This is a genomic window from Pyramidobacter sp. YE332, from assembly GCF_033060595.1.
Classification (GTDB): domain Bacteria; phylum Synergistota; class Synergistia; order Synergistales; family Dethiosulfovibrionaceae; genus Pyramidobacter.
Genome location: NZ_CP133038.1, coordinates 755,811 through 778,941, shown reverse-complemented (window position 1 = coordinate 778,941; position 23,131 = coordinate 755,811). Strand labels below are relative to the sequence as shown.

Below are 23,131 nucleotides of genomic sequence, written 5' to 3'. Positions count from 1 at the left end.
AAGCGCTATAATCGGTATCAGTATGAAAATTCTTGCGATCCAGGGAGGTTTTTCCCGTGACGTTCGACGTGAAAAAGCAGTTCAGCAAGGCCGCGCTCGGCATCCGTCCCTCGCCGATCCGCGAAATGTTCCGGCTGATCCGCCGGCCCGGCATGATCAGTTTCGCCGGCGGCATGCCCGCGCCGGAAGCTTTCCCCGTGGAGGAGTTTTACGCCGGCGCGTCGATCCTGCGCGACGAAGGGCGCGACATCCTCCAGTACGGCGCCACCGAAGGCTATCCGCCGCTGCTGGACTTTCTCCGCGCCTGGATGGCGCCCCGCCTCGGGCGCGCCGTTTCGCGCGACGAGATCCTCGTCACTGCGGGCAGCTCGCAGGTCTGCGATCTGCTGATCCGCGCCACCGTCGACCGCGGCGATTACGTCGTCACCGAGGAGCCGACGTTCCTCGGCAACTCGCTGAACATGTACAATCAGGGGGCGAAGTTCATCACCGTGCCCTGCGACGGCGACGGCATGATGGTCGATCTGCTCCCGGAAAAACTGGACCGGGTCCTCGCCGCCGGGGGCAAGGTGCGTTTCGTTTACACGATCCCCAACTTCCACAATCCTTCGGGCGCGACGCTCTCGCTCGCACGCCGCCGCAGGCTCGTGGAGATCGCCCGCCGCTACGGTCTGATCATCATGGAGGACGACCCGTACGGCAGCGTGCGCTTCGAGGGCGAAGACCTGCCGACGCTCTACTCGCTCGACGGCGAGGGCTGCGTGCTGTACGCCGGCTCGTTCTCCAAGATCCTCGCGCCGGGCACGCGCGTGGGCTGGTGCGTCGGTCCGGCCGAGCTGATCCGCACGCTGGCGGTCTTCAAACAGGGAGCGGACACGAGCACCAGCATCGTGGCGCAGGCGCTGGTCTTCAAGTACTGCGCTTCGGGAGCGCTCGAGGCCAATCTGCCCGGGATCGTCGGCCACTACCGCCGCAAGCGCGACCTCATGGAAGCGGCGCTGCGCAGGCATCTGCCCCCGGGCGAAGCGGAATGGGGCACGCCGCACGGCGGCTTCTTCTACTGGATTACGACGCCGCGCATTGACGCCAGCGAACTGTTCGAAAGGGCGATCGCGCGCAACGTGGCTTTCGTCGTCGGCGGGCCGTTCTTCCCCAACGGCGGCGGCGAGCACAGTTTCAGAATGTGCTTCACTTTCGCCACGCCCGCGCAGATGGACGCCGGCGTCAAAGCCCTCGGCGAAGCGATGCGCGAGCTGCTGCCCGCAGCGTCGCGCTGAACGAACAACAACGAAAAACGCCTTTTCCACATCCGTGCGGTGGAAAAGGCGTTTTTCGTCATGAATACTATTTCTCAATTAAAATGCCGAATACAGAGGCGCTGCGGAGGAGATTCACAAAGCGAGCTGCGCAGACCGCGTAGCGGTCGAAATAGTCCTGAGCGACTGAACTCCTCCGCAGCGCCCGGGAAACTATGTTAATACTTTCTATCAAGAATTAGTACAAAATATTTCAGCGGCCGTAGGCCATGTCTTCGAAGCGCGTGTACTCGCGCAGGAAGACGAGCCTCACCTTGTCGGTGGGGCCGTTGCGGTTCTTGGCGATGTCGAGCGAAGCCGAGTTGTCGCTGCGGCCTTCCGGGTCTTTGGCGTAATAGCTCTCGCGGTACAGCAGCGCGACGAGGTCGGCGTCCTGTTCGATGGCGCCGGAATCGCGCAGGTCGGAGAGCTGCGGCGTCTTTTCGTTGCGGCTCTCGACGGCGCGCGACAGCTGCGACAGGGCGATGACGGGGACTTCCAGCTCGCGGGCGATGGCTTTGAGCCCGCGGGAGATCTCGGCCACTTCGTTCTGCTTGCTGTCCATGGCGCGGCTGGCGCTCATGAGCTGCAGGTAATCGACGACGATCAGCCCCAGTTCGCCGTGCTTGGCTTTGAAGCGGCGGGCCCGGGCTTTCAGTTCGATCGTGGAGAGGATGGAGCTGTCGTCGATGTACAGCGGCGCTTCGATGAGGATCGAGGCGGCGTCCTGAAGATCTTTCCAGTCGCCGCGCGCGAAGGAGCCGTTGACCAGTTCCTGCAGGTTCATGCGCGCTTCGGCGCCGAGCAGACGCAGGGCCAGCTGCTCGGCCCCCATCTCCAGGCTGAAGACGAGCACGGGCAGCTGGGCTTTGACGGCGACGTTGCGCGCGATGTTCATGGCCAGGGCCGTCTTTCCCATCGAGGGGCGGGCGGCGATGATGTTCAACGCGCCGCGCTGCAGGCCGCTGGTGAGACGGTCGATGCCGATGAAGCCGCTGGTGATGCCGGTGATGCCGGTGTCCTCGCGGTTGAAGGCTTCTTCGATCTTGTTGAAGGTGGAAGGCATGACGTCGCGCAGGCTTTTGAAGTTGGCCTCGTTGCGCTGGCGCGAAACTTCGAAGACGAAGCGCTCGGCGTCCTCGAGCAGTTCGCTGAGGTCCTTGCTCTCGTCGTAGCCCATGCGCACGATGGCGTTGCCGGCGCTGATGAGGCGGCGGTGGATGGCTTTGTCGCGCACGATGCGGGCGTGGTAGGCGGCGTTGGCCGCCGTGGGCACGCTGTCGATGACGGCGGCGAGGAACGCCTGCCCGCCCAGTTTCTCCAGCAGGCCGCGGTTCTGCAGCTCGGCGCTGAGCGTGAGCATGTCCACGGGACGGCTGGTCTTGACCATGTCCGCGATCACGTTGAAGACGTCGCGGTAGTTCAGGTCGTAAAAATCCTCCGGCGACAGGAACTCGGTGACGTCGACCAGCGCCTCGCGGTCGAGCAGGCAGGCGCCGAGGACCGCCCGTTCGGCGTCGAGATTGCTCGGCGGCAGGCGGTCGAAGATCTCGTCAGGCACGACGCTACTGCTGCCCTTCCACGGACAGCGTCATGGCGCACTCGACGCCCGGATAGAGCTTCAGCGTCAGCGCATAAGCCCCCAGCGCCTTGACGGCGCCGTCGATCTTGACGTTTTTCTTGTCGAGCTTCACGCCGTACTGAGCTTCCAAAGCTTCGGCGACCTGCGCGGCGGTGACGCTGCCGAACAGGCGTCCGCCCTCGCCGGCGCCGACGCTCATTTTGACGACCTTGCCGGCGATCTTCGATTTCACGGCTTCGGCTTCGGCAGTGAGCCTCGAGTCGCGGCGCTCGGCCGCGGCGGTCTTGTCCTTGAGGATGTTGACGTTCTGCGCGGTGCCCTCCACGGCGAGGGCGCGCGGGAACAGGAAATTGCGGGCATAGCCGTCGGAAACTTCGACGACGGCGTCCTTTTTGCCGAGCTTGCGCACATCTTCCTTGAGAATGACTTTCATGAACGATCGCCTCCAAAACGATATCTTATATTCCAGCACATGTCGATAATCCCCGCGAAAGTCGCGAGCTGCGACAGGAACGGGACGACCGCAAGCGTCACGAGTACGACGTTGCGGACGATGCGGGGCAGGCCGCGGCGGTCCATGTACCACGCCGCCAGGGACATGCCCTGAATCAGGAACAGCGTGCGCACGAGCAGATCGAGATTGAGCCCGACGCGGATGAGAAAGCCCGCCTGCGCCGGATAGCTCGCGCCGGCCCACGTGCACAGCAGCCCGACGAGGAAAGCCCACATCAGGCTGGAGGGGAAACGCCAGCGGCTGAAGGGCGGCAGCTTGGGCAGTTCGACGCGGTCGAGACGCCCGAGCACGTGCCCGGTGATCCAGTAGCAGGCGGCGCTGTCGATCACGGCCACGAGGATGAGAACGGCGGGGACGATCAGCGGCATGATCTTCATGGTCGCTTCGAGCTGCGCTCTGACGGCGGCCGACAGTTCGGCGCCGACGGGCAGCTTCAGCATCATGTCCATCATCTGCTGGGCGCCGCTCATGTCGAGGTTCATCGGGTTGAGCCCGGTGACGTAAAAGAGGAGGACGGCCATGATCAGCTTGCAGCCCAGCGAGACGAGCGAGCTCCAGCCCAGGATCTCGACGGCGGACCGCTTCAGCTCGATGATGCGCCCCATGCTCAGCCCCATCAGGGCGAAGCCGAGCGCGTAGGACAGCGCGGCGATCGGGCCGCCCCAAAGCAGCACCAGCGCGGAGCCGACGATCAGCGACGCAAAACCGAGCCGCAGGTCGTGGCGCATTTCCAGGATCACCAGGGGGACCGGGCTGAGCAAAGCCAGGAGCAGCCCCAGAACGGGGATGTCCGCCCCAACGTACAGAATGACCGACAGCCCCGTGAGGAGCGCCGATTCCACCAGGCCGCGCGCCTGTGTCATGTCCATTTTCCCCCTTCTATGATGGCAGGCTGAACGGAGCAGCCGCGTTTTTCACGGATTGTGTAAAAAAAGAGAGAGGAAGACAAGCATCCTCTCTCTGTGCGTGCGTATGATTACTCGGCGGTATAGGGCAGAAGGGCCATGAAACGAGCGCGCTTCACGGCGACCGTCAGCTGACGCTGATGCTTGGCGCAGTTGCCCGTGACGCGGCGGGGAATGATCTTGCCGCGCTCGCTGACGTACTTCTTCAGGCGCTCCACATCCTTGTAATCCACCTCGTCGAGCTTGTCAACGCAGAAAAAGCAAACCTTCGGACGGCGCTTGCCGCCTCTCTTTCTCATCGGACCGGAAAAGGGCATCGGGAAAAACCTCCTTCGCAAAAAACAAACCAGGGGCGCGCCCCCGTTCAATGCTCCGCAGCGCCCGCGGCGCGCGGAGCGCGGACTTTAAAAGGGAATGTCGGCTTCGTCCTCGGGCGGCGCAACGCTGGCCGCGCCCGAATCGAGCTCGGAGATATCCATGGGGAAACTGTCGTTGGCGCCGAAGCCGCCGTCGTTTTGCGACGGCGCGGCATCGCGGTAACTTCTCGGCGCGCTGCCGCGGGCCGACTGATAGGAACCGCCGCCCTGGCTCTGGAAAGAACCGCCGCCGTCCTGCCCTCCGTAAGGCGCAGATCCGCCGCTGTCGTCGCGGCGTCCGCCCACGAACTGGAAGTTGTCGGCCACGATCTCGGTGACGTAGCGTTTCTCGCCGGTCTTCGCCTCGTAGGAACGCACGTTGATGCGTCCCTCCACCAGGATGCCGCCGCCCTTTTTCAGGTAGCGTTCGCAGACTTCGGCACCTTTGCCCCAGACGACGACGGGGATAAAGCAGACTTCCTCGCGCATTTCGCCGTTCTGGTCTTTCCAGCTGCGGTTGACGGCCACGGAAAACGACGCCACGGCGCGCTGCGTGGCGGTGTAACGGATCTCCGGATCGCGGGCCACGTTGCCCATGATAATAGCTCTGTTATACCCTCGCATCGGAAGACACCTGCCTACTTTCCGTCCGCCGCGACGTTGAGATGACGAACGATAAGCGGACGTAGGCTGAGAACGCGGTTAAGCTCCTTGAGCTGATCGGGGTCGATCTTGAACTCGACGACGACGTAAATGCCCTCGGTCAGCTTCTTGATCTCGTAAGCGAGACGCCGCTTGCCCCAAACGTCGGTCTTCGCGACCTCGCCGCCGAGTTTGACGACGAGCTCCTCGATAGCCTTGACTTCCACGCTGTGGTCCTCGACGGTGGGATCGATGATCACCATCATTTCGTATGAACGTACCACGCGCAACACCTCCTCCCTCTGGACTGTCGGCCCCTCATGGGGCAGGGAACTACAACTAGCGATTATACATTACTTGCTCACGCCGCGCAAGCGGATCTTTTTCGTCTCCGCGGGTGGGCGGGCGGCGGCCGCTCCGTCGCAAAAGTCCGCCGCCTGAGATTTTCTCGGACGGCGGACTTTTTCAGAATGTCATTTTTAAAACACGCCGGTCCATTTCATGACCAGCTGAGCGATGACCGCGGAACCGACGAACGTGCCCACCAGGGCGATGAGCGTGGTCAGGACGATGGCGATGCCCTGTTCCTTAAAAGTCTTCAGATCCTTGCCGGCGGCGATGCCGGAATAGGCCAAGATCGGCGTGCACAGCGGCAGCAGATAGATTTTGCCGACCGCCCTGTTGACGAAATCGGCGCAGGGGAGCAGCCCCGGCCACGTCACCAGGATCCCGATGAACGTGATGTACAGGACTGCGGGAAACTTCACGCGCGGGGCGGCGGCCTTCATGCCCTGATAGATCAGCTGCGCCAGCACGATGATGCCCAGGAAGATCAGCAGTCCGGGAGCGGCTTCGAGCGGCCTGACCACTCTGGCGGGATCGTTCAGCCTCAGCGTGTAGACATAGTTGCAGAACGCCGCCACGACGCCGGATACGATCCAGCCTTTCGTAAGCATCCACATTCTGGTCATGACGATCGCCTCCTCAGCTTTCCTCGATGTCTTCCGCTTCGATCTTTGCTTCCGCTTCGCCAAGGTCAGGCAGAGGCTGCGCGGGGATTCCCATGCCGCGGATCCCGGCGCACTTTTCGTACAGCCAGTTCGTCATGGGCAGCGTCAGAAGCAGATTCATCAGCATGCCGTCGGCGTTCGTCAGCGCCTGGGAAGTGTAGGCGTACTGGCCATCTCGGGAAACTCGATTTGCAGGGCGCCAAGCGAGGCGGACATCATCGAAGCGGAACCGACGCCGCAGGCGGCTCCCAGCGCGTACGGATGGAACAGGCCGGAACGGGCGCAGAGAGAAGCCATCAGTCCGAAGAAAATCGTGCCCAGCACGGTGCCGGTCACATAACCGCCCATGACGCCGATCCCCTCGTCGCTGTCCAGGCCGTACAGCTCGCCGATAATGGCGATGGTGCCTTCGCGCGACGTGGAGACGGTGCAGCCGATGGCGGCCCGGTTCATCTTGAACAGAAAGACGGCGACCGGCACGCCGAGAATCGCCGTGCCCATGTTGCCGAACTCCTGAAGGATCAAAGCCAGCGCCGTGCCGCCGAGTTTGCCTTCCGTATAAATTTTATAAAGCCCGGGAGCGATGCCGGAAGCGACCTTCGCCGTCAGGAACATGACCGAGATCGTGGTATAGGCCGAGGCCTGCTTCATCGTTTCCAGCGAAAGGAGCTTCCACGCTCCCATGACGATGCCGATGGCCATGGCGTACAGCATCGGGAACAGGCTGAAACCGACCGCCGGCGTGATCTGGAACTTTCTTACGCCGAGAGCCTCGGCGGCCAGCGCAATGACGACGCACAGCGCATGCACTTTCCAATCCTTGAAAAAATCCCGCATTCTTTTCACCCCGTCACGTAAAATTTTGCCGCCCTCTCGCGCTCATTTCATGTTGACCCACGTGTCGATGTATTCCCGCTTGGTCATTTGAGGCTTGAAATCCGCCTTGATCTTCAGGCCGATCTGGGCGCCGTCGGCCAGCAGGTCGATCACCGTCATCGTCAGCGCCTTGGCGGCGACGATATACGCCAGATCCTTGTCGACGATATGGTAGTCCTTGCTGTGCGCCACCCCGGCCGCGCCGCCGATATAGGCGTGGACCACGGGCATCAGCGCCGCCACGTCGGCCGCGTCCGTGCTGCCGCCGCTGTGAGGCGTGGAACGTCCGACGGCGTCTTCCCCCAAGAGCTGAACAAGGTTAGCGTACATCACGTCCTGAAGCGCGCCGCACGGCTTCATCGGCAGGTAGCCCGGCACCTCGTCGATGATCGTTTCCGCCCCCACGGCGTCGCCGCCGGCTTTCAGCGCGCGGTTGACTTTTCGCGAAGCGTCCAGGATCGCCTCGACGGAGGCGCCGCGCACGTAAGTTTCGATGCGCACGTCCGCCGGAACGACGTTGACGGTGTCGCCGCCCTTGGTGACGATGGGATGGACGCGGATATGGTCCTCGTCGCGGAACGTCTCGCGCTGCGCGTCGATGGCGACGAGGCCGATCTTGGCCGCGTTGAGCGCGTTGACGCCGTTGTGGGGCGAGCCGCCGGCATGGGCCGCCTTGCCGGCGTAAAAGATTTCCTTGCTGACGAATCCGTTCGACGTGCCGCCGACGTTGGCCTTGACCGGCGTCTCCTGCTCGCCCTCGGTCGGCGTGGTGTGCTGCATGACCATCATGTCGACGTCGTCCATCAGGCCGCGGTAAATGAACTCCTGCTTGCCGCCGAACATTTTGATCTTGCCTTCGCGGCGCAGCCGGCCGCGGTAGCCCATCTCGATGAATTCCTCGGCGGGCACGGCCATCAGCGCCACGTCGCCGCTCAGCTCGTCCATGACGCGGCGGTCGTGCAGCGCGTAGGCCACGCCGGACAGCGCCGCGATCATGCAGTGATGGCCGCACATGTGCGCGGCCCCCGTGCGAGGATCGGCGAAGGGGCTGTCGGGCACGCCGAGCGCGTCCAGCTCGCCCATCACGGCAAGCTTCAGCTTCCTTTCCCTGCCGCGGACCTGGGCGATCACGCCCGTGATGCACTGTTCGTCGGCCGTCGGGTACCCCAGAGATTCGAAAACTCCTTTGATCTTCGCCGCCGTCTTGAACTCCTTCCAGCCCGTCTCCGGCTCGGCGAAAACGCTGTCGCCCAGCGCCGTGATTTGCTCGCGGTGTGCGTCGATGATCCCGCACGCCAGGTCTTTCAGTTCCTGCTTCGTCATGGAATTCAATCCCCTTTCCTCACGAGTTCAGTGAACGCGATCTTCCGCTGCGCGCACTTCAGCCGGACCGATTTTCGTTTCATCCCCTCTTGAACCATATATCATTGTGATCCCGTCGTCATGCGCAATAAATAAATCGCGTTGGGCCATATTATATCTACGAAAATATTTTTGTAAAGAGCTAATATTTTTTGATCGTCGATTTTTATATAATACTGATTTTCTACGCGTCTCCAGCGCTGCGGAAAGGGCGCGAAGCGATAGGGCTTTTAACGAAAACCGCGTATGATGAGGGCCCAAAAAAAATCCTGAACGTCTCTCGCACGTTCAGGATTTTTTTGGGCCCTTATGTCCGATCGCAAAGGGAAATTCTATTTTGATTCCGTCGCCGTTTTTTTATCGTCCGGGACTTCCCCTTCGATCTTATAAATCTCTTCGCCGCCGAAGGCCATGTTCAGCTTGTCCCGCGCGATCCAGGCCTGGCCTTCCTCGGTCTTGAAAAATTCCACGCGGTCGCGCAGGCGATTGAGCTTGTCCTGCGCCTGACGCAGCGCTTCGACCTTTTCTTCCATCAGTTCGTCCATGCGCCGCTGCCGGCGAAGTTCGTTGAGCGCCGACGTGACGAGCATCGCCGCCGCCATGACGACCATCGCCCAAAAGGCCACCCAGCGCAGTTTCATGGCTACATCTTTTCGGGCGCGCTGATGCCGAGCAGGCGCAAGGCGTTGGCGATCACCGTGCGGATGGCGGCGATCATAAGCAGATGACTGTCCCGAAGCGCGCCGGATTCCTCGAGGATGCGGCTGCCGTTGTTGTAATACGAATGAAAATCGCCCGCCAGCTCGTGAACGTAGGTGACGATGCGGTGGGGTTCGAGGTCGGCCGCGGCCCGAGCCACTTCGTCGGGGAACTGGGCCAGCTTGGTGAACAGGCGTTTTTCCTCGGGCGTGGCGATGGCGTCGGGATCGAAGGCCGAGACGGCGGGCACGGCGATCCCCCTCTCGGCGGCCTTCTGCAGGATGCTGCACAGGCGGGCGTGAGCGTACTGCACGTAATAGACGGGATTGTCCGCCGACTGGCTTTTAGCCAGTTCGAGATCGAAGTCGAGATGGCTGTCACTGCGGCGCATCAGGAAATAATAGCGCGCGGCGTCGACGCCGACTTCCCTCACCACTTCCTGCAGCTCCACGAACTGGCCGCTGCGCGTGGACATCTTCACCTGCTCGCCGTCGCGCAGCAGGTTGACGAACTGGATCAGCAGGATCGTGAACTTTTTCGGATCGTAGCCCAGCGCTTCGATGGCGGCCTTCATGCGCGGCACGTAACCGTGATGGTCGGCCCCCACACGTCGACGACGCGCTCGAAGCCGCGGTCGAACTTCTCCTTGTGATAGGCGATGTCCGACGTGAAGTAGGTGGGCACTCCGTTGGAGCGCATCAGCACGCGGTCCTTGTCGTCGCCGTACTCCGTGCTGCGGAACCAGAGCGCCTCGTCCTGCTCGTAGAGGTGGCCTCGCTCCTTCAGCGTCCGCACGGCGGCCGGCACGAGATCGCGGTCGTACAGCGACTTCTCGGAGAAAAAGTTGTCGAACGTGACGCCGAACTCGCCCAGTTCGTCCTTGATCTGCTCGAGGATGCGCCCGGCCGCGTAAGTTTTGAAGAACGGCAGCGACGTTTCGAGCGGCTGGTCGAGGAACTCTTCGCCCCGGGCGTCGACCACTTCCTGAGCGATGTCGTAGATGTAGCGCCCTTTGTAGGACTCCTCGGGGAAAGGGAACTTCTCGGGATGGCCGAGCAGTTCGAAATAGCGCGACTGCGTGGAACGCCCGAGGATGTTCATCTGCAGGCCGGCGTCGTTGACGTAGTATTCCTTCTCCACGCTCCAGCCCGCGAAGGCGAGGATGTTGCCCGTCACGTCGCCGACCGCGGCGCCGCGGCCGTGACCGACGTGCAGCGGCCCGGTGGGATTGGCGCTGACGAACTCGACCTGCGCTTTCCGCCCTTTGCCGAGATCGACGCGCCCGTAATCGCCGCCGGCCGCCAGCACGTCGCGGACGATGTCGCCCATCCACAGATTCGACAGATAGAAATTGATGAAGCCGGGACCGGCCACTTCGACGCGGCGGATGTGCTTGTCCGAGCCGATGCGGCGCACGATGTCCCCGGCCAGGTCGCGCGGTTTGCAGCCCAGCAGCTTGCAGTTCTGCATGGCGGCGTTCGTCGCCCAGTCGCCGTGGTTCTCCTGCTTGGGGCGCTCGAAGTGGAGCTCGCCCAGCGAAGCGGGATCCTGCCCTTTTTCCTTTGCGATCGCTTCAAGGGCTCCCCAAACAAGAGCCTTCAGCGCACTCGTGTTCTCTGACATAATAATTTATACTCCCATCGTTTTATGCACTTTTACTTCGAGCGGCCGGCAGGCATCAAGGCCAGGCTGGTGGTTTTCCAGGTGCCCCACGTTTCGATCACGCGTTTGAAGCCGTCCAGATACGGCACGTCGACCCGCATAGAGGACTGGATCAGCTTTTCTTCGCCTTCAAGCTGATTCTTGCGCTGATTGATGCGGTACTGGCTCGCGTAGCTGCTGACCATGCTCCCCTGCTCCATTTTGAGCGGCGCGCCCATGGAACGGTAGCCCTTGGGAAGCTGCACGCGGTAGGACTGCTCCACCACGAAGGGATATTTCAGCACGGCGCTGCTGCCCACGTCAAGAAGACGCATCATCGGGCCGGGAGCGATCGAGGGCAGGCCGATCATCAGGCCCTGCTGCCCTTCGATGCCGGACCTTGCCCTCACGGGCAGAACCAGTTTGAAGCCCTGGCTGCCCAGCGGCGAGATGTCGAGGTCCCCATCGAGGTCGATCCAGCCTTCGAGGCCGGGGAACAGCGAATAGATCTGATCCTTGCGCCCGTCCGCCAGCGACTCGTACGTTTCGACCCAATTGTTGCGCACGCGGATATCGACCGTGCCGGAGACGATGCAGTCGGCGTCGACGTCAAGGTTCCAGGCGATGGAAAGGCGGTTTTTCTCCAGGCGGGTGCCGCCGACCGAATGGCGGCGAAGTTTCTTCGCGCCGGCGGCGTACAGCGTCTTGCCGCGCAGCGATACGGGCAGCTTGCCTGGCTCCCCCGGCTGTCCGGGCACGTAGTACCAGCTTTTTTGGCGCCCGGCTCGCCGAGCAGAAACACCGGATGGGTCAGAGCCGGCGCGCAGGAGATGGATTCGCGGTCCTGCGGCAGGACGTGCTGGAACCAGACTTCGGCCTTCCAGCCCTGCTTCTGCAGCCAGGACGCCAGAAGGTACATGGACTCCCACGTGGTCCAAGGACCGCCGGCGGGGATCATCCGGGGACTGCGCCACGTGCCGCGCCCGGGAAGCCGGTCGGCGCTGCGCCAGAACTTCTCGATGCTTTTCAGAACGTCGTCGCGGGAACTGCCTTCGCCGACCACATACTTCGCGGGCAAATCGGGCCAGCGGCGCTCTTCCAGATCGTGCATCATGGCCACGGCCGTAGCGGGGCCGGTCGCCAGGCTGAAGACCACGTAAGGGTCGGAGCTTTCGAGCATGCCGCGCATGCCGCGGTTGGCCGGCTGTTTGAAGTAGAACCAGCCGTAGCGGCGGAACGTCTGGTCCACGTCGATCGTGGGAACCGCGTTGGTGCTCGACTCCCAGTCCAGCGCCTGTTCCTTGGCGATGCGGATCTGCACGCTGCCCTCCCACGTGGGATATTCGGAACCGAGCCAGGCGATGTCTTCCATCACGTTCGGCTCGGCGAAGATCTGGCGATAGCTGAGCACGAGCACGTAAACGTCGTCCATCTTCGGGAATTTGACGAGAAGCCGTCCGTGCTCGGCCAGTTCATCCCGGTCATAAGAAAGGTCGTGCAGAAGCTTCGCCGTGCCGGGATCGAAGATCGCCGCCTGTTCGAGTTCGATATGTCCGCCGTTGGGAGCGACGAGCTGGTCCTGAAGCCAGCCGAGGCGCGCGGTCGCTCCGCAGAGGATCACATAGGACGTGCTTTTGACGGCACGTCCCTGGGGATCCTGCGTGTAGAGCTGTTTCCGGCTCCAAATCACCGCGGGCTCGGCGCCCCGGTACTCCTCGAGCGTAGGACAATCCTGCACCATTTTGGCGATGTCCGCCGAAGTCAGGGGCAGCGCCAAAGACGCCGCCGGCAGGCAGAGCGCCAAAAACAACGCAAGAGCAAACTTTTTCATGACCGCCTCCTAGAGGTTTCTGCCGCAGCAGTTTTTGTACTTCTTGCCGCTGCCGCAGGGGCAGGGATCGTTGCGTCCGACTTTCTTGACGCGCACCGGTTGGGGGCGTTCGCCGCCCGTATTGTAGTTCGCAAAGTAGCTGCCGCGCGAGTTCTGCGGGTTGAAGCCCAGGTCCTCGGCCGCCGCCTTCGACGGCGCGGGGGCGGAGCCGCGGTGTTCCCTCATCGCGGCGGGCGCGGCGCGGCGCAGGCGGTCTTCGTCGGAGACGATGGCGACGCGGAAGAACAGCTGCGTGATCTGCTCGCGCACGTGGGCCATGGTCTCCTGAAACAGGTTGAAGGACTCGAACTGATACTCCATGAGCGGGTCCTTCTGCCCGACGGCGCGCAGGCCGATGCCCTGGCGCAGCACGTCCATGCCGAGCAGATGCTCTTTCCAGGCGCCGTCGAGCACGTGCAGGGCGATGAAGCGGAACAGCCCTTCGGCCACGGCCGGCTCGAGCTTGTCGACCCGCTCGTCGAAGCGGGCGGAAACCTCTTCCTTCATCTTTTCGGCGGCGGGCATGACGTTGCGGCGGTCGTCGGCTCCGGCCAGCGCCTTCTCGATGCCCGGCCAGTAAATGCCGCGCAGCTTGTTGGCGGCGTAAACGGGATTGGCTTCCTTGTCCTCGGGGAAGGCCGCGTCGATGATGTCGTCAACGTTGCTGACGGCGATCTCCCGGGCGTGCTCGAGGATCTCCGGATCGCCGAGGATGGTCGAGCGCTCGGCGTAGACGGCCTCGCGCTGCTGATTCATGACGTTGTCGTAGAGCAGCAGCTGGCGGCGCACGTCATAGTGCATCATTTCCACTTTCTTCTGGGCGTTCTCGATGGCGCGGGTCAGCAGCGGATGCTCGATGGATTCGCCTTTCTCCATGCCGAGCTTGTCGAGCATGCCGCCGATGCGGTCCGAACCGAACAGCCGCAGCAAATCGTCCTCGAGGGACAGATAAAAGCGCGAGCTGCCGGGATCGCCCTGACGGCCGGCGCGGCCGCGCAGCTGATTGTCGATGCGGCGCGACTCGTGGCGCTCGGTGCCGAGGATGCAGAGGCCGCCCAGTTCGAGCACTTTTTCCTTTTCGGCGGCGCAGAGGACCTTCATCTGCTCGAGGATGGCCACGCACTTCTCCGCGTCCTTGGCGGGATCGAGATTTTTGGCGCGGTACTCCTCGCGGGCGAGGAAATCGGGATTGCCGCCCAGCAGGATGTCGGTGCCGCGGCCGGCCATGTTGGTGGCGACGGTGACGGCGTTGAAGCGGCCGGCCTGAGCGACGATGGCCGATTCCTTCTCGTGGTAGCGGGCGTTCAGCACCTGATGGGGAATGCGGCGAGCGCGCAACAGCCTGCTGACGTGCTCGGAAACCGCCACGGAAACGGTGCCGACCAGCACGGGGCGGCCGGCGGCGTGGATCTTCTCGATCTCTTCGACCACGGCCGCGAATTTCTCGTCCATGGTGCGGTAGACCTGATCCGGCCAGTCCTTGCGGATCACCGGTTTGTTGGTGGGGATGACGACGACGCCGAGATGATAGATGTCCTTGAACTCCTCGGCCTCGGTGGCGGCGGTTCCGGTCATGCCGGCCAGCTTCTTGTACATCCTGAAGTAGTTCTGGATCGTGATGGTGGCGAGAGTCTGGCTCTCCTTGCCGACTTTGACGTGTTCCTTGGCCTCGATGGCCTGGTGCAGTCCGTCCGAGAAGCGGCGGCCGAACATCAGGCGGCCGCGGAACTCGTCGACGATGACGATCTCGCCGTCCTTGATGACGTAATGCACGTCTTTCTTGAACAGATAATGGGCCTTGAGCGCCTGATTGATCTTGTGGGCCATGTCGGCGTGCGCCATGTCGGAGAACAGGCCGGGCGTCTTGAGGAGCTGCTCGCACTTGGCGATGCCCTTCGAGGTGAGCACGACGGTCTTTTCCTTTTCGTCGACGACGAAATCGCCGTCCGGCTCGGGACGGTCCTTGTCGTCGAGCAGAAAGCTGTGCACTTCGATCTCGTTGGGGTCCTTGAACACGCCCTTGAGCTGCGTGGCGATCTGATCGGCCTTCATGTAGGCGCCGGTGTCGTCCTCGGAAGGGCCGGAGATGATCAGCGGCGTGCGGGCTTCGTCGATGAGGATGGAGTCCACTTCGTCGACGATGCAGTAGGAATGCCCGCGCTGCACCATCTCGTCGGCCTGGAGGACCATGTTGTCGCGCAGGTAGTCGAAGCCGAACTCGCTGTTCGTGCCGTAGGTGATGTCGGCCCGGTAGGCTTTTTTGCGCTCTTCGGGATCCATGAAGGCGTAGATCACGGCCACGCTCAGCCCCATGGCGGCGTACAGCGGCGCCATCCAGTTGGCGTCGCGGCGGGCCAGATAGTCGTTGACGGTGACCACGTGCACGCCCTCGCCCTTGTAGGCGTTGAGGATCACGGCGATCGGCGCGACCAGCGTCTTGCCTTCGCCGGTCTTCATCTCGGCGATGTTGGCGTCGTTCAGGGCCATGGCGCCGATCAGCTGCACGTCGAAGGGACGCAGCCCCAGCTTGCGCTTCGCTTCTTCGCGGGCCATCGCGAAAACTTCCGCCAGATGCCCGTCAAGCCCGGCGCCGTTCTGAATGTCGGCCTTGATCTCCAGGGCGCGGCCCAGGATCTGCTCGTCGCTCAAGGCCTGGATCCTCGGCTCGAGCGCGTTGATCTCCTCGACCTTCCTGCGGTAGCGCTTCAGGGCGTTTTCGTTGGGATCGAGCCCCATGGCGCGTTTCAGTGATTCGAACATAAACCTTCCACCTCTCGTAAAAAAACCGGGTGACGCGAGTCCGGAATATATTTTTTCACAAAGGCCGCACGGGCGGCCTTGGCATTTACGAAATCAATCAGCGTCGGTGATCAGTTCCCAGCCGTTGGCCACGTAGACCACGCCCGACCAGACGGTGAGCACGATGCTGAAATACATCACATAGATCGCATAGGGAATCCTGAAGATCATCATCACGATGGCGACAATCTGAGAAACGGTCTTCAACTTGCCGAGCCGGGACGCGGCGATGACCTGCCCCTCGGCGGCGGCCACCATGCGCAGGCCGCTGACCATGAAATCGCGGGCGACGATGACCATCACCATCCAGCCGCTGAGGCGGTGCAGCTCCAGCAGCGCGATCAGGGCGGCCATGACCAGCACCTTGTCGCTGAGCGGGTCGATGAATTTGCCGAGATTGGTGATCAGCCCCTTCTTGCGCGCGATGTAGCCGTCGACGGTATCGGTCAGCGCCGCAATAATAAAGACCAGACCGGCCAGCAGGTCGCTGTAGGTCAGGTCAAGGCCGTAAGCGCTGAGAAAAGGAATGCCCCGGCCGATGCGCGTGTACAGCAGCAGAACCATCACGAACGGAGCCAAAAAAATGCGCGACAGGCTCAAGAGATTGGGAACGTTCAGAGAACGCATAGCAGGACTCTCTCTCCTTTTCGCCGCAGGAAAAGCCGCGGCGATGTTTTTGTCGGTGTAACCGGTTCATTATCTCACATAAAGACCGATCTGTGCGCATCGAGCACGGAAGATTTCACTTCTTCGGGGCGTTCTTCTCCTCTTTCTTTTCGCCGGCTGCTTCCGGCTGCCCGGCGCGGGAGACCAGTTTGGCGATTTCCCGCTGAAAGCTGGAAAGGTCGGTGAACTCGCGATACACCGAAGCGAAGCGCACGTAAGCCACTTTGTTGATCTCGGCCAGCTCTTTCATGACCAGTTCGCCGATCGCCATGCTGGAAACTTCGTCGCCGCTTTCGCGCAGGCGCGCTTCGATACGGGCGGCCACGTCCTCGATGGTGTCGAGGGAAACGGGAAGGCGCTCGCAGGCGCGGCTGATGCCGCGGACCAGCTTGCTGCGGTCGAAGGCCTCGCGGCGCCCGTCTTTCTTGGAGATCCACAGCACTTTTCGCTCTTCCACGCGCTCGTAGGTCGTGAAGCGGAACCCGCAGGCCGTGCACTCGCGGCGGCGGCGGATCGTGCGTCCCTCTTCGGCGGTGCGCGTTTCCATCACGCGAGTCTCCATGGAACCACACTGAGGGCATCTCATCGATTCTGACAACTCCTTTCCTTCGATCAATCGATCAAGAACGAGTATCAATGCCTTCAAAAAAAACGGATCCGGAGGAAAACTCCAGACCCGTTTCACGCAATACTCAACCTTGCAGGACGCGCATCACAACGTCCTTGACAAGCGCGCCGTCAGCCTGGCCTTTCAGCCGGGGCATGACAGCCTTCATCACTCTGCCCATGTCCTTGGGCGCAGCAGCGCCGATCTCGGCGGCCGTTTCGCGCACGAGCGTCTCCACTTCTTCGGCGCTGAGCTGGGCGGGAAGGTAGGCGTCAAGAACTTCGATCTCGGCGAGCTCGCTTTCGGCGCGGTCGCCCGCGCCCGCCGCCTTGTACTGCTCCGCCGCTTCCCGGCGCTGCTTCACCAGACGGCCGACGAGGGAAATCACGTCGTCGTCGGTCAGTTCGTAGCTGACGCCCTTGTCGGCCTGAAACTTCTGAAGCTCGGCCTTGAGCATGCGGAACACGGAAAGCTCGAGCTCCCGGTGCTCTTTCATGGCCGTCTTCAGATCGGCGGAAACCCGATCGGTCAAAGTGCTCACGGCTGCTTACCCCCTGACTTTTCTGCGAGAGAGTTCCTGGCGCTTGCGCTTTCTCGCCTCGCTGGGTTTCTCGTAGTGTTCTTTCTTCCGGGCCTCGCGAAGGACTCCCGCTTTGGAGACGTCTCTCTTAAAACGACGAAGGACGTCTTCGATCGATTCGTTGTCTTTTCTAACGACTGTCGTCAAAACAATTCCCTCCTTTCTGTTCCACCTGCATCAAACTTTTAACCCGGGGGCCATTGGAGCCCTCGCCCCGCTAGTAAATGGATATGAAGGTGGGGGACTGTCTGACCAGCAGATTCGCCGCAGTTGACGACGAGCCGGTATCCGCCGGACACGCCGAGCTTCGCCGCCGTCGCCTTGACGGCCGGCATCAGCCGGCTCCAGAGGGCGGGATCCTGCACCTCGTCGGCAGAACCGACATGCTCCTTCGGCACGATCAGCACGTGAACGGGCGCCTGCGGCCTGATGTCGCGAAAAGCCAAGGCATTCTCGTCCTCGTACACGATCTCCGCGGGAAGCCGCTTCTGCACGATCGCGCAAAATGGACAGGATTCCATCGTCGTCACCTCGCATAGCGATTATTTTATCACTCTTGAACTGCTTCCGACAATAGGCAATTATCGACAGCCGGTCTTTTTCTTCCTAACGGCCCCAAAGAACCCCGTTTTTGCTCGATATCACCGTCATTTTCCGCAGTTCGTCATAAATACTTTCCCTCTCGGGACGGAATTCAAAATAGCCGCGCGTATATCCCTGCGCATGGCCGCGCTGTCTCCCTTCGAAAAGCACTTCCACTGCGCGCCCGATCCAGCGCCGCGCCTCCGCGGCCAAACATTCCCGTCCCGCTTTTTTCAGGCGTTCGGCGCGGGCGAGCGCGATCTCCGCCGGGATCTGTCCGGGCATGGCCGCCGCCGGCGTGCCGGGGCGCGGCGAATAACGGAAGCCGTGCACGCGGCCGACGCGCGCCGCCTCAAGCAGCGCCAGCGTGTTTTCGAAGGCCGTCTCGCTCTCGCCGGGGAACGCGCACATCACGTCGGTGGAGATGTGCAGGTCGCTTCCCAGCGCCTCGCGAAGACGCTCGACCAGCTTCAGATAATCCGCGGCCGTGTGCCCGCGCCCCATGCGGCGCAGGATCTCGTCGTCGCCGGACTGCACGGGCAGATGAAGATGGCGGCAGAACCGCGGCGACTGCGCCAGCGCCTCGAGCAGATCGTCGCCGATGGAAAACGGCTCCAGAGAACCGAAACGCAGGCGCTTTATTCCCTCGATTTTGTCAAGTTCGCGGATCAGGGCCGCAAAGGATTCGCCGCTGTCGCGGCCGAAAAGCCCCAGATGCACGCCCGTCAGGATCAGCTCGAACTGCCCGGCCGCCGCGCAGCGGCGCGCTTCGGCAAGAATGTCGGCTGCGGACCGACTGACCGAGGGCCCGCGCAGGACGGGGACGATGCAGTACGTGCAGCGGTGGTCGCAGCCGTCCTGCACCTTCACGAACGCGCGCCCGAAATAGGGGGAGCGTTCCAGTTCCAGCGCGTCCCACTTCCGCCCCATCTCGCCCCGCACGGCTTCAAAGGGGCGCTTATGCCCCGCCAGCCATTGCGCGACGCGGCCGGGCAGTTCGCTCTTGAGGCGGTTGCCGATCAGCAGATCGACGCCCATCGCCGCGGCTTTTTTCTCGCCGACGCCCTGCGCCCAGCAGCCGCACACGGCGACGCAGACGTTTTTTCCCGCGCGGCGGCAGCGGTTGATCAGCTGGCGGCTCTTGCGGTCGGCCGCGCCTGTCACCGAACAGGTCACGATCACGGCCGCGTCGTACGGCGGCTCGTCCACGATCAGCGCGCCGCGGCGCTGAAACGCCGAGGCCAGCGCTTCCGCCTCGGCGAGGTTCGTGCGGCAACCCAGCGCCTGAACGGTGACGCGACGCCCCCGCAGCGGCTCAGAGCCTGGCGACGGCAAGACCGCACCAGTCGTCCAGCCGCACTTCGTCGACGAGGCGCAAGCCGTTTTCCGCAAGCTTTTCCTTGAACTTCTCGCCCTCTTCGACGACCAGCCCCGAGAAGATCGCCCGCCCGCCGGGGTTGAGCGCGCCCGCCACGTCGGGCAGCATGGCCAGGTTCGGCTCGTAAAGGATGTTGGCCAGCAGCAGGTCGACTTTATGTTCAAAGCCCTTGAGCAGATCGCCAACGGCGATGTCGAGTTTCTCCTCGGCGATGCCGTTCAGTTCCAGAGTGTTGCGCACCGCCTCGTGCACGACGGACGGATCGAGGTCGCGGGCGTAGGCGCGCTCCGCTCCCATCTTCAGCGCCGCGATGGAAAGGATCGCCGTGCCGCAGCCGATGTCGGCCACCACGTCGCCCGGCTTCAGCCAGCGCTCCATCAGCGTCAGCACCGCCTGCGTGCTCTGATGGTAGCCCGTGCCGAACGCCGAGCCGGGATAGATGAAGATGGGCAGACGGCCGGGATCTTCCTTGCCGGCGTGCCACGGCGCCATGACGACCAGCTTCTCGCCCACGTTCAGCGGCGGGAAGGCATCCATCCACTCCGTGTTCCAGGCGCGGTTCTCCACCCGCCCCATGTCCTTGATCTCGATCTCGCGCCACGGTTCCAGGTACGGCTGCAGCATCTTCAGCCATTCGCCCAGATCCTGATTGGCGCGGTAATAAACCTGCAGGTCGACGGCGTCGCCCTCGTTCGTCACCGTCGAGCCGAGGCAGCCCGTGCTCTCCGCCGCCGAGCTGAGCACGTCTTCCAGCCCCGCCGGCCCGCGCAGCGTGATGTACCACCAGAAGTTGTCGTTGTGTTCCATTCTCCCGCCTCCTGCCCTGAAAAAATCCCCTAAAACATTATAACAAAAACACCGTCAAAGGACAGCAGTTACTCTTGCAAGACGACAAAATACGAGTCCACAAAAAAAGGATGAAATTCTTCAAGGTAAATGCAACGCAACATCCGGTACCCCGTTGCATTAAATCTGAATTAAAAGAAGCTTGCATTTAGTCTGAATTGATGAAAGACCTTTCTTACGAGACAACAGATCTCGGAAAGGAGTTCATCATCATGAACAAACATTTGACTCTGGCTGAAAGAAAAGCCATTGAAAGCGCCCTCAACCGGCGAGAATCTCTCAGAAGTATTGCCTCAACAGTTCTGAAGTCGCCGAGTACGATCTCCAGAGAGATCAGAAAACATGCAGAGACTGTCTTCAAAGGCTGTTATGGCCGGACAGCAAACTGCTGCCTTCACCGGTATGACTGCTCCGTTACTTCCCTTTGTAACACCTCTCCGAAATGCCGTTCACTGTGTTTCCGGTGCTCAAGATGTAATACGATGTGTCCTGACTTTAAGGAGGAGGTCTGCCCGCAGCTTTCGGTTCCTCCGTATGTCTGTAACGGCTGCCCCAACCGTCACCGCTGCACTTTAAAAAACGGATCTATTCTGCTAAATCTGCAAATGACTCTTACGAGAAAACTTTGCATGAGGCTCGTGAAGGCTTCAATATCTCCGATGCCGAGCTTGCAGATATTGATTCTTTTTTCTCTCCTCTCATCAAACAGGGGCAGTCTCTCTATCATATTATCCGTAATAATCGAGATACTGTTCCCTGTTCTGAAAGTACCGCCAGACGGCTCCTGCTTTCGGGTATTTTAGAGGCACGGAAAATAGACTTGCCCCGAGCTGTCCGTTTTAAGAAGAGAAAGGGAAAAAGAAATAACATGAAGGTGGATAAAAAATGTCGTGAAGGCCGTACCTACAATGATTTTCTCTCTTTTTCGGAGAAACATCCGGACATGCTTATTACCGAAATCGACAGTGTCGTTGGCACCGCAGGAGGAAAAGTTCTTCTGACTGTCATCTTAAGAAACTGCAACTTTATGCTGGCTTTTTTGAGAGATAAAAATACTGCTCAATCTGTTGAGCAGATTTTTACAATGCTCTTCACTCTTCTGGGCAGGAAACGCTATAAGTCCATGTTTCAGGTCCTTCTTGCTGACAACGGTACAGAGTTTTCCAATCCGACGGCTATCGAAAAAGGTCTGGACGGAGAAAGAAAATCATATATGTTCTATTGCAATCCACAAGCACCGCAGGAAAAACCGAAGGTTGAAAATAATCATACTCTCATTCGAAGGATCCTTCCCAAGGGAACAACTTTCGACAATTTATCCCAAACTGATATCAACCTGATGATGTCTCATATAAACTCATACGGGAGGAAAAAATTTAACGGAAAATCTCCTGCAGAGATCTTTATCAACCTGTATGGCGAGGATGTATTGCATTTACTCGGACTCGAACTTATTCCGCCACAGGATATCTGTTTAAAGCGGACTCTTCTCGCCGGTAAATAACGGCTCCTTTTTAATTTCTTGATTGCATTAACTCTGAACTGAAAATTTTGCTTTCAGTTGAGGATCACTTTTGTATGCACTTTTTTCGGACAATTTCCTCGTAACAGCTTTTCATCCCCTTGAATTTGTTCCGTTAGCGCAATCTTGATCGTTATTATGTGTTCGTAATGACTGCTTGCTGCTTTTGTCCTGTCAAAGTAAATGCAACCCCGTCGCATTTACTTTGACGAGGTTGCATTTACTCTGAAAATTTACCGTTTATTTCTTTTTCGCGCCTTTCTTTTTGGCGGCGGTTTTCTTGTTGCCGAAGAGTTTGTCGAACAGGCCTTCCTTTTCGCCGGTAGCGACGTCCATTTCCTCGGCGAGCTGTTTTACCAGCTCGGCGGCGCGCTCGGAGAGAACGCTGCCTTTGGGGACGTCGACGGTGACGTGCAGGAACAGGTCGCCGCGGCTGGAGCCGCGCAGGCGGGGCATGCCCTTGCCTTTGACGCGGATGGTCTGGCCGGGGGCGGTCCCCTCGGGGATGTCGAAGGGAACGTCGCCGTCGATCAGGGTGCCGACGGTCGACGGGCCGCCCATGACGGCGAGCGGGAAGGGGATGGAGACGGTGCGGTGCAGGTCGTTGCCGTCGCGCTGGAACAGCGGATGGTCCTTGACCTGCATGACGATGTACAGGTCGCCGGGAGGGCCGCCGTTGGCGCCCAGTTCGCCGGCGCCGGGAACGCGCAGGCGCGTGCCGGTGTCGACGCCGGGCTGGATCTTGATCTCCTGCTCGCGGCGGCGGTGGATGCGGCCTTCGCCGCCGCACTCGGTGCAGGCTTTTTCCACCACGGTGCCGCGGCCGCCGCAGGTGGGGCAGGTGCTGACGCTGAGCGTGTCGCCGAAGAGGGTGCGCACGCGGGTACGGACCTCGCCGGCGCCGTGGCAGGTGGGACATTCCCGCGGTTCGTGCCCCGGCTCGGAGCCGCTGCCGTGACAATGGTCGCAAGGTTCCCAGCGGGGAATGGCGACTTTCTTCGCCACGCCGGTCGCCGCTTCTTCGAGGGTGATGGAAAGGACCATCTGCAGGTCGCTGCCGCGGGCAGGGGCGTTGGGGCGCGAACGGGGACCGCCGAAGCCGCCGAACATGCTGCCGAAAAGGTCGCCGAAGATGTCCTCGGGGCCGGCGCCGGCAAAGGGATTGCCGGCGTCGTCGGCGGTGCCGAAGCGGTCGTAACGCTGTCGTTTTTCCTGATTGCCGAGGACGGAAAAAGCCTCGTTGATCTCCTTGTATTTCTGTTCCGCTTCGGGATCGTCAGGATGAGTGTCGGGGTGGCAGTCGCGGACTTTCAGGCGAAAGGCGCGCTTGATCTCGTCCGCCGTCGCGTCGTGGGCGACGCCAAGAACTTCGTAGTAGTCCCGATGCGTTCCAGCCATT

At 61.3% G+C, this 23,131-nt stretch carries 25 protein-coding genes; 2 read left to right on the top strand and 23 right to left on the bottom strand.

Going from position 1 to position 23,131, the window contains the following annotated elements; all coding sequences use genetic code 11:
* Nucleotides 1–56 precede the first annotated feature (56 nt).
* The gene (locus tag RAH42_RS03645) at nt 57–1,277 is read left to right on the top strand and encodes a PLP-dependent aminotransferase family protein (protein WP_317539991.1); all 1,221 of its coding nucleotides are present in this window, start codon (nt 57–59) and stop codon (nt 1,275–1,277) included.
* 232 nt (nt 1,278–1,509) lie between these two features.
* On the opposite strand, the gene dnaB is transcribed toward RAH42_RS03645, so the two are convergent.
* From dnaB to RAH42_RS03535, 22 genes are all read right to left on the bottom strand, one after another.
* On the bottom strand, nt 1,510–2,856 hold the full coding sequence (gene dnaB, locus RAH42_RS03640; RefSeq protein ID WP_078017020.1) for a replicative DNA helicase: 1,347 nt from the start codon (nt 2,854–2,856) through the stop codon (nt 1,510–1,512).
* A gap of 4 nt (nt 2,857–2,860) precedes the next feature.
* A complete protein-coding gene (gene rplI, locus RAH42_RS03635; protein WP_317539990.1) occupies nt 2,861–3,310 on the bottom strand; it encodes a 50S ribosomal protein L9 in 450 nt (149 codons plus the stop codon).
* The gene (locus RAH42_RS03630) at nt 3,307–4,254 is read right to left on the bottom strand and encodes a YybS family protein (protein ID WP_168170119.1); all 948 of its coding nucleotides are present in this window, start codon (nt 4,252–4,254) and stop codon (nt 3,307–3,309) included. The genes rplI and RAH42_RS03630 overlap by 4 nt, the downstream gene beginning before the upstream one ends.
* Nucleotides 4,255–4,367: 113 nt before the next feature.
* Nucleotides 4,368–4,613 carry a 30S ribosomal protein S18 gene (gene rpsR / locus RAH42_RS03625; protein ID WP_078017023.1) on the bottom strand — a complete coding sequence of 82 codons (246 nt, stop codon included), beginning with the start codon at nt 4,611–4,613 and terminating at the stop codon, nt 4,368–4,370.
* 87 nt (nt 4,614–4,700) lie between these two features.
* Complete coding sequence (ssb, locus tag RAH42_RS03620; RefSeq protein ID WP_078017024.1) at nt 4,701–5,276, bottom strand: single-stranded DNA-binding protein; 576 nt, start codon at nt 5,274–5,276, stop codon at nt 4,701–4,703.
* A gap of 14 nt (nt 5,277–5,290) precedes the next feature.
* Complete coding sequence (gene rpsF / locus RAH42_RS03615; RefSeq protein ID WP_078017025.1) at nt 5,291–5,578, bottom strand: 30S ribosomal protein S6; 288 nt, start codon at nt 5,576–5,578, stop codon at nt 5,291–5,293.
* Nucleotides 5,579–5,773: 195 nt separating this feature from the next.
* Nucleotides 5,774–6,265 (bottom strand): hypothetical protein, encoded by a 492-nt coding sequence (locus RAH42_RS03610; RefSeq protein ID WP_078017026.1) that lies wholly within the window; start codon nt 6,263–6,265, stop codon nt 5,774–5,776.
* A 13-nt stretch (nt 6,266–6,278) separates the two neighbouring features.
* Nucleotides 6,279–6,431 (bottom strand): hypothetical protein, encoded by a 153-nt coding sequence (locus tag RAH42_RS03605; protein ID WP_317539989.1) that lies wholly within the window; start codon nt 6,429–6,431, stop codon nt 6,279–6,281.
* 14 nt (nt 6,432–6,445) lie between these two features.
* Entirely contained in the window at nt 6,446–7,141 is a 696-nt protein-coding gene (locus RAH42_RS03600) for a DUF3100 domain-containing protein (RefSeq protein ID WP_317539988.1), read from the bottom strand.
* A gap of 42 nt (nt 7,142–7,183) precedes the next feature.
* Nucleotides 7,184–8,503: an amidohydrolase gene (locus RAH42_RS03595; RefSeq protein ID WP_078017028.1), complete on the bottom strand. Its 1,320-nt coding sequence runs from the start codon at nt 8,501–8,503 to the stop codon at nt 7,184–7,186.
* 371 nt (nt 8,504–8,874) lie between these two features.
* Nucleotides 8,875–9,183, bottom strand: coding sequence for a hypothetical protein (locus RAH42_RS03590; protein WP_078017030.1), 309 nt, complete (start codon nt 9,181–9,183; stop codon nt 8,875–8,877).
* Nucleotides 9,184–9,185: 2 nt separating this feature from the next.
* Nucleotides 9,186–9,848 carry a DALR anticodon-binding domain-containing protein gene (locus RAH42_RS03585; RefSeq protein ID WP_317539987.1) on the bottom strand — a complete coding sequence of 221 codons (663 nt, stop codon included), beginning with the start codon at nt 9,846–9,848 and terminating at the stop codon, nt 9,186–9,188.
* A complete protein-coding gene (locus RAH42_RS03580) occupies nt 9,812–10,864 on the bottom strand; it encodes an arginine--tRNA ligase (protein ID WP_317539986.1) in 1,053 nt (350 codons plus the stop codon). Before RAH42_RS03580 ends, RAH42_RS03585 begins: the two co-directional genes overlap by 37 nt.
* 424 nt (nt 10,865–11,288) lie before the next feature.
* Nucleotides 11,289–12,713, bottom strand: a complete 1,425-nt coding sequence (locus RAH42_RS03575; RefSeq protein ID WP_317539985.1) for a hypothetical protein — start codon at nt 12,711–12,713, stop codon at nt 11,289–11,291.
* A 9-nt stretch (nt 12,714–12,722) separates the two neighbouring features.
* Nucleotides 12,723–15,512: a preprotein translocase subunit SecA gene (gene secA, locus RAH42_RS03570; RefSeq protein WP_317539984.1), complete on the bottom strand. Its 2,790-nt coding sequence runs from the start codon at nt 15,510–15,512 to the stop codon at nt 12,723–12,725.
* A gap of 93 nt (nt 15,513–15,605) precedes the next feature.
* Nucleotides 15,606–16,178 carry a CDP-diacylglycerol--glycerol-3-phosphate 3-phosphatidyltransferase gene (gene pgsA, locus RAH42_RS03565; protein WP_078017034.1) on the bottom strand — a complete coding sequence of 191 codons (573 nt, stop codon included), beginning with the start codon at nt 16,176–16,178 and terminating at the stop codon, nt 15,606–15,608.
* A gap of 115 nt (nt 16,179–16,293) precedes the next feature.
* Nucleotides 16,294–16,803: a transcriptional regulator NrdR gene (nrdR, locus tag RAH42_RS03560; RefSeq protein WP_078017035.1), complete on the bottom strand. Its 510-nt coding sequence runs from the start codon at nt 16,801–16,803 to the stop codon at nt 16,294–16,296.
* A gap of 106 nt (nt 16,804–16,909) precedes the next feature.
* Nucleotides 16,910–17,365 (bottom strand): GatB/YqeY domain-containing protein, encoded by a 456-nt coding sequence (locus RAH42_RS03555; RefSeq protein WP_078017036.1) that lies wholly within the window; start codon nt 17,363–17,365, stop codon nt 16,910–16,912.
* 6 nt (nt 17,366–17,371) lie between these two features.
* Entirely contained in the window at nt 17,372–17,551 is a 180-nt protein-coding gene (gene rpsU / locus RAH42_RS03550; protein ID WP_009165205.1) for a 30S ribosomal protein S21, read from the bottom strand.
* Nucleotides 17,552–17,589: 38 nt separating this feature from the next.
* Complete coding sequence (locus RAH42_RS03545; RefSeq protein WP_078017037.1) at nt 17,590–17,925, bottom strand: histidine triad nucleotide-binding protein; 336 nt, start codon at nt 17,923–17,925, stop codon at nt 17,590–17,592.
* Nucleotides 17,926–18,010: 85 nt separating this feature from the next.
* Entirely contained in the window at nt 18,011–19,321 is a 1,311-nt protein-coding gene (locus RAH42_RS03540) for a MiaB/RimO family radical SAM methylthiotransferase (protein ID WP_078017038.1), read from the bottom strand.
* Nucleotides 19,302–20,171: a 50S ribosomal protein L11 methyltransferase gene (locus tag RAH42_RS03535; protein WP_078017039.1), complete on the bottom strand. Its 870-nt coding sequence runs from the start codon at nt 20,169–20,171 to the stop codon at nt 19,302–19,304. Before RAH42_RS03535 ends, RAH42_RS03540 begins: the two co-directional genes overlap by 20 nt.
* A 586-nt stretch (nt 20,172–20,757) precedes the next feature.
* Here RAH42_RS03535 and RAH42_RS03530 point away from each other — a divergent pair.
* Entirely contained in the window at nt 20,758–21,714 is a 957-nt protein-coding gene (locus RAH42_RS03530; protein WP_317540241.1) for an IS30 family transposase, read from the top strand.
* A gap of 258 nt (nt 21,715–21,972) precedes the next feature.
* Here the strand turns inward: RAH42_RS03530 and dnaJ are convergent, their stop codons facing one another.
* Nucleotides 21,973–23,130 carry a molecular chaperone DnaJ gene (gene dnaJ / locus RAH42_RS03525; RefSeq protein ID WP_296428753.1) on the bottom strand — a complete coding sequence of 386 codons (1,158 nt, stop codon included), beginning with the start codon at nt 23,128–23,130 and terminating at the stop codon, nt 21,973–21,975.
* Between the last annotated feature and the right edge of the window lies 1 nt (nt 23,131).